The organism is Rhodococcus sp. 06-156-4 (assembly GCF_002259345.1).
In the GTDB taxonomy this organism is placed as follows: Bacteria; Actinomycetota; Actinomycetes; order Mycobacteriales; family Mycobacteriaceae; genus Rhodococcoides; species Rhodococcoides fascians_E.
Map to the genome: position 1 here is coordinate 353,832 of NZ_NPGB01000025.1, position 6,000 is coordinate 359,831.

The following is a 6,000-nucleotide window of genomic DNA, read 5'->3' on the forward strand; positions in this document are numbered from 1 at the left end:
TCGAATGAAGCGCTACCCCTTGTGTGCCACACTCCCATCATGGAGTCGAACCCTGTCGAGATCACGGTCGTCGGCCGAGGCCAGGCGACGTACCCGCCGGAGCGATGCACGGTGTGCCTGGCGGTTCGAACCGACGGCCGCACAGCCGAGGCTGCGGCCGAACCTGCTCACCGCCTGGTCAGAGAGCTGACCGGATTGATCGATCCGCTGTACAACCCTTCGAGCGGCCCGATCGACGCATGGGCTCTGGATCAAGTGCGGCACTCGCGGTCCAGGCCGTTCAACCACAACGGGGAACAGTTGCCGTACGTCTATCAGGCACTTGCGTCGATCGAGGTGAAATTCAGCCAGATCGACGTGGTCGACGCGTTCGTCTATGCGGTGTCGGCGCTCGACGGGGTCGACATCGGCCACTTCGATTGGTCGCTGACCGAGGCGACGTCGGCCGAGAACACCCGTCGAGTCCGCGCGAGTGCCGTCCAGGACGCACAGAGCAAGGCAGAGGTGTTCGCGCACAGCGTGGGCCGATCGACGGTCAGCGCCCGTGCGATAGCGGACCCGGGACTCCTCGGTGTTGCAGCAGCATCCCATCAGGACTATGTGGTCGCATCTCGAGCCTATGCCGCACCCGACGACGGATTCGAACTCAAACCACAGGACATCGTCATTCGCGCCGAGGTTCACGCACGGTTCGTCGCAACCTGACACCTCGATGCAGTCGTCGGGAGGTGGCCGTGACGCCCCACTGGCATCACGCCGTCGGATCGAATCCCGGAACCGAGGACAGTGTCTCGAATGTGCGCTGCCGACCCCATTCGACGTGTGAGTACGCAACGGCCGCAGCAAGTTCGGGATTACCTTCGGCTATCGCATCGACCAACGAGAGATGTTCGTTGTGCCTGACGCTGGGGTCGCGTTCCATGTTCGCGACGTTGAGCCGGTTGCTGCGTTCCCGCAAAGGTTCCATGATGACGACGAAAAGCCGGTTGCCTGCGAGTGATTCGATCGCGGCGTGAATGCCGCCACTCTCGCGATGGAACGACGGCAGGTCGCCTGCGTCCAACGCATCTCCGGCGCGCGTCACCGCACCGACGAGCGCCGACACATCAGCACCCACCGCGACCGCGGACGCAGCCTTTCGGGCCGCGAGCGGTTCCAGCGCTGAGCGCAGATCGTACAGTTCGTCCACTCCGCTCCGCGTCACCATTGTCACGACGGCGGGTCGACGCGGCGACAACGCAACGAGTCCGGCGGCCTCGAGCATAGGAAGCGCCTCACGGATCGGCACCCTGGACACATCGAGTTCGGCACTGAGATCCCGCTCGCGCAAGGGTTCACCGGCCGGGATTCGTCCATCGAGTATGCGCGCGCGAATCTCGTCGAACACACGGCGGGACAAACTCGCCGACGCTGCACCCTGTTCCATGCACTGTCCTCCATCATTGCTCGCCCATGTGTACCAGCACCAACAGCAACACCACCTCAGGTATACCAAGTGCCGAACTCGATGATGCAGCCCAACACGCGGCGACGTCAGCGAGCTCGTGTTACGCCATCTAGTCGCCGCTCTTACATGTGTTTAACAGAACGGAAACCCAACAGCGGACATCCGGCCGTAGATTCTCGCTCATCATTTGGTATACCAACGACGGTATCCATCGACCACCAGCCGCGAAAGGCACACCGGGATGAGCACCCTGCCCTCGTCGATGAACTCTCCACAGGATTCACCCGCCGAACGAACGACACTCGGCACACAGATCGAATCCGCGTACTCACGTATCGGCCTCACCTCCGCTCACATCGGGATCGTCGCCATGGTGTTGTTCGGCGTCTTCTTCGACGCCATCGAGCAGAACGCCGTCGGCATCTCCGGACCGGTCCTCCGCGCCGACTGGGGCCTCGGGGGCACCGAGATCGGGTTGCTCAACACCGCTACGTTCACAGCGGTTGCCCTCGGTCGCATTCTCGCAGGTGTCGTCATGGACCGTCTCGGCCGTCGAACTCTGTTGGGCGCCAACCTTCTGGTGTTCGCCTTCGGATCGCTTCTGTGCGCTGTCGCACCCAACTACGAAGTTCTCGTCGCGGCGCGGTTCCTCGTCGGCCTGGGACTCGGCGGCGAAATAGCCGTTGCGGTCATCATGCTGTCGGAGTTCTTCTCGGCTCGGCACCGAGGGACAGCCGTCGGGCTGATCAACGTCGCCGCGGCAGGACTGGGCAACATGCTCGCCCCTCTCTTCGGCGTCATCGTGTTCGCCATCTTCACCGGCGAGGACCGCTGGCGATGGCTGTTCGGCATGCTGGTTCTGCCTGCACTCGCAGTGGTGTTCTATCGGAGGTCACTGCCGGAGACTCCCCGATACCTGGCGGCCACCGGACGAATCGACGAGGCCAACACCGTCATCAACCGCCTTGCTCAAGGCAAGCTCCGCGGAATTCTCGGCTCCGAGGAGGTCTATTTGGACAAGACAACGCTCGCAGCGGACACGGCTGCCCCCAAGGTTCGGTGGACCGAGATGTTCGGTGCGCGCTATCGCCGAAGCACGCTCGCCTTGGGTGTCGCAGTCTGCATGTCGTACGCCGCGCAAATCTCCATGCTGACGCTCATTCCCATCATTCTCACCGAACGTGGGATGTCGATCACGAGTGCACTCTGGTACACGCTCGTCATGCAGTCGGGTTCCCTGATCGGCGCGGTCACCGCGGCCCTGATCGCGCGAAAGCTTCCCCGCAAGATCACCCTGACGGCCGGTGCAAGCCTCGGTACCGCCGCGGCACTCGGTTTCGGTTTCTTCGCCACCGACATCGGACTGGTGTTGTTCTTCGGTGCACTCTTCAACTTCTCGGTGATTGTTCTGAACACCACCATCTGGCTGTTCGCCCCGGAGCAGTACCCGACTCGCATTCGCGGACTCGCCACCTCCGTCATCCTTGCCATCGGCTCTCTCTCGGGTGGTCTGTTCCCCTTGATCGCCGGAGCGGTACTGGACAGCTCAGGAGTCCCCGCGATGTTCGCCGTTCTCACCGCACTCTTCGTCGTATGCGCCGTCGCAGTTCAGTTCCCCCGAGAAACCTTCGGACACCCCATGCCAGAGGATGATTGATTCATGAGCAGCGTGCCCACGATTCTGGTGGTCAACCCCAACACCAACGCCTCGACCACCGACATGCTCGTCGCGGTTGCCGAGAAAGCTATGGACGGATCGAGATACGACGTCGTCGGAGTCACCGCAGCGGCGGGTCCGAGCATGATCGTCGACGCCGAGGCTCTCGACGAGGCGGCCGAACACACCGTTGCTGCAGCGCTCTCCGGTATCGACGTGCACAGGCCCTGCGCGGTGATCGTCGGCGCCTTCGGAGATCCTGGAGTCGCTGCCCTTCGGCAGCTCGTCGACATTCCCGTCGTCGGAATCGGGCAGGCCGCAGTGTCGACAGCAGCTTGCGGAGGGCGACGATTTGCCATCGCGACCACCACACCGCTGTTGGAGCCGTCGTTGCGGACGCTGGTACGACACTGCAGCCCCGATGCTGATTTCGCAGGAATCTTTCTGACGGATTCCGACCCGCTCGTCCTCGCCCGAGATCTCGACGCCACCGTGGACGAACTCGGCACAGCGGTCGACGACGCCGCCGCGGCGGGCGCCGAAGCAGTGATCATCGGCGGCGGTCCGCTCAGCGACTCAGCTCGGCAGCTCGCCCTCCGTACCGACGTGGTGATCGTGGAACCTGTTCCGAGCGCTGCATTGTGGGTGCTCGAACGCATGGAATCGAACCACGACCTCGATCAGGACGAACCGAACACACCGCTCATCGGGACATCTCGCCGATAGGTGACGCGATCGAACTCGCGGCCGTACTCGTCGATCGCGGAAATCTTCATCTCGCTAGATGTGATTCCGGGAATCCCGGGAGCGACGTCGACGGAGACGAACGAGTAGTTTCTGAAGCGAACCCGAGACCACCCGACGGCTTCAGTGGCCTTCTCACCGTCGGGCGTCCAGACGTAGCTGTTCGGAACAGCGTTGTCCGGCAACTCGTTTCCTCTGTACGTCTCCTGCTCGGAGGGCTGAAATGTGTACCGAGGCCGGCCGCCACCGCCTACCGTGTAATACACCGTCCCGTCGGACTTCGGATACACGACGGCGTGGTCGGCCGCCGTCCGTGTCGAGCGTCCGGCCCGGATGGGGTCGGTTCGTTCGAACACGTGATTGTGCCCTTGCAGAACCACATCCACCTCGTAGCGGTCGAACAACTCAGTCCATGCGTCGCGAACACCACCGTCGGATGCATGGGCTTCGGTAGTCGAGTAGGCACAGTGGTGGAAGAAGCACACCACGAAATCGATGTTCGGATCCGCCCTGAATCGTGCAAGGGACCTTTCCACCCATGTGTTCTGCCGGCCGCCGCTGTAGCCGGTGTTGGCCTTGATCTCGTACGACACATCGTTGGCGTCGAGCGACAGCACGGCGACGTTGCCGTACACGAACGAATAGACCGAAGGGCAGCCAGCAGGACCGTTCTCGGGTTGATCGAGCCTGGCCGCATGTCCCCCGTACCCGTTCGCACCGTACAACGCTTCCATGTCGTGGTTACCCGTGGCGAAGAACCAGGGTGTGCTCGCCGCACTTCGTTCGATGGCTGCGAAGTAGCCGTCCCACACGAAAGGGTTGTACTTGTCGAAACCTTTCGGCTGAGTCGCCCCGCTGGGAGCGAACTGAGCAGGGAGGCCGGCGCCCGACGGATCCGCGTACGCGATGTCGCCCGCCAGAACATGAAAGTCCGGTCTGCGCGCCGCGATCTGCCCGACGATGTTCGCCGCATGACGAACGGATGGCTCGTTGTCGGCTTTGTAGTACAGATCGTCGTAATCCCCTGCCTTCAGGCCCGGCGGCCGAGAGGGTGTTTCATCGACACCTTGATCGCCCATCATCGTGAAGCGGAACGGAGCACTCCGCCCTGGAGGCAACGCTGTCCACACCGTCTGCACATCACTGACGCACCCGTCGTTGGTACGCCAGCGATAGAAATGCGGAGTCTTGGGAGCCAGACCGTCGACGGGCACGTGAACGTAGAACTGCTCGGCACCGAGGATGCCGCCGTCGGTCTGCGGCACCTGACTGACCAGATTGCGAACCTCCGCTGCAGTTGTCGCCCCCAGCGCCGGCGTCGGCCCATGATCGAGGAACACCCCCGTCACCCCGGGATTTCGCGACAACTGAGCCGAGAATCGAAGCTGCGTGGCCGAATCCACACCGAACGACGTGTGACGACCACCCACCGCCAGCGGCGCATCCTGCGCATACGCACGACCGGACCACGCTGCATTCCCCACGGCAGCCGCCGCAGCAGTCGCCGCCGAGCCAACCAAAAAGCGTCTCCGGGATACAGGATTCCGCTTCAGAAACGAACGAATCCAATCGTGCTGCTCCGCCATGGTCATATCAGCAGCAAGAGCCTCCGGAACCCCGGCGGCGACGGTTTCTCCTCGCGGATTCATCGGCATACCCCGACTGTTCCGCTGCAAAGAATACTTACCGACGCAAAAGATCGACTTGACGATGAAGTCGACGTGAACAGCGATGAAGAACGGAACGAACGAGTATCAAAAGGACCTCGCTCGACCTGCGTGACGGATGCTCGCCGTTGTGTCGGATGCACGGCGTAGTGCTAGCACTGGGGTGAGCGTCCGGCACTGGGGTGAGCGTCCGGCACTGGGGTGAGCGTCTGTGTCTCTGACTGGCGGACGGGGTGGATTCACCCTCCTGTTGTGCGCGTGGAGATGGTGTCAGCGCACATTCGGGGGGTGTTTTCCGGCGGGTGTGCTCGACCTGTGGCTCGTGGGGGTCCTGCATGGTGGTGCGTTTTTGGTTCGGGTATGCAGAACACCCCCGGGGACCGTGGGGTTCCCGGGGGTGTGCTGTGAAAGTGTGTTCGGCGGTGTCCTACTCTCCCACACCCTGTCGGGTGCAGTACCATCGGCGCTGGAGGGCTTAGCTTCCG

The 6,000-nt window shown here is 62.8% G+C and carries 5 protein-coding genes; 3 read left to right on the plus strand and 2 right to left on the minus strand.

What is annotated here, in order from left to right; genetic code table 11:
• Window positions 1-39: 39 nt before the first annotated feature.
• Window positions 40-705, plus strand: a complete 666-nt coding sequence (locus CH290_RS17425) for an SIMPL domain-containing protein (protein ID WP_033187984.1) — start codon at window positions 40-42, stop codon at window positions 703-705.
• 46 nt (window positions 706-751) lie between these two features.
• Here the strand turns inward: CH290_RS17425 and CH290_RS17430 are convergent, their stop codons facing one another.
• A complete protein-coding gene (locus CH290_RS17430) occupies window positions 752-1,426 on the minus strand; it encodes a GntR family transcriptional regulator (protein WP_019667662.1) in 675 nt (224 codons plus the stop codon).
• A 262-nt stretch (window positions 1,427-1,688) separates the two neighbouring features.
• Here CH290_RS17430 and CH290_RS17435 point away from each other — a divergent pair, with 262 nt between their 5' ends.
• Both CH290_RS17435 and CH290_RS17440 read left to right on the plus strand, forming a co-directional pair.
• Window positions 1,689-3,104 carry an MFS transporter gene (locus CH290_RS17435; RefSeq protein ID WP_019667661.1) on the plus strand — a complete coding sequence of 472 codons (1,416 nt, stop codon included), beginning with the start codon at window positions 1,689-1,691 and terminating at the stop codon, window positions 3,102-3,104.
• A 3-nt stretch (window positions 3,105-3,107) separates the two neighbouring features.
• Window positions 3,108-3,830 carry an aspartate/glutamate racemase family protein gene (locus CH290_RS17440; RefSeq protein ID WP_019667660.1) on the plus strand — a complete coding sequence of 241 codons (723 nt, stop codon included), beginning with the start codon at window positions 3,108-3,110 and terminating at the stop codon, window positions 3,828-3,830.
• On the opposite strand, the gene CH290_RS17445 is transcribed toward CH290_RS17440, so the two are convergent.
• The gene (locus tag CH290_RS17445; protein WP_371828562.1) at window positions 3,785-5,524 is read right to left on the minus strand and encodes a metallophosphoesterase family protein; all 1,740 of its coding nucleotides are present in this window, start codon (window positions 5,522-5,524) and stop codon (window positions 3,785-3,787) included. The two genes, CH290_RS17440 and CH290_RS17445, sit on opposite strands and share 46 nt — an antisense overlap.
• Window positions 5,525-6,000 lie beyond the last annotated feature (476 nt).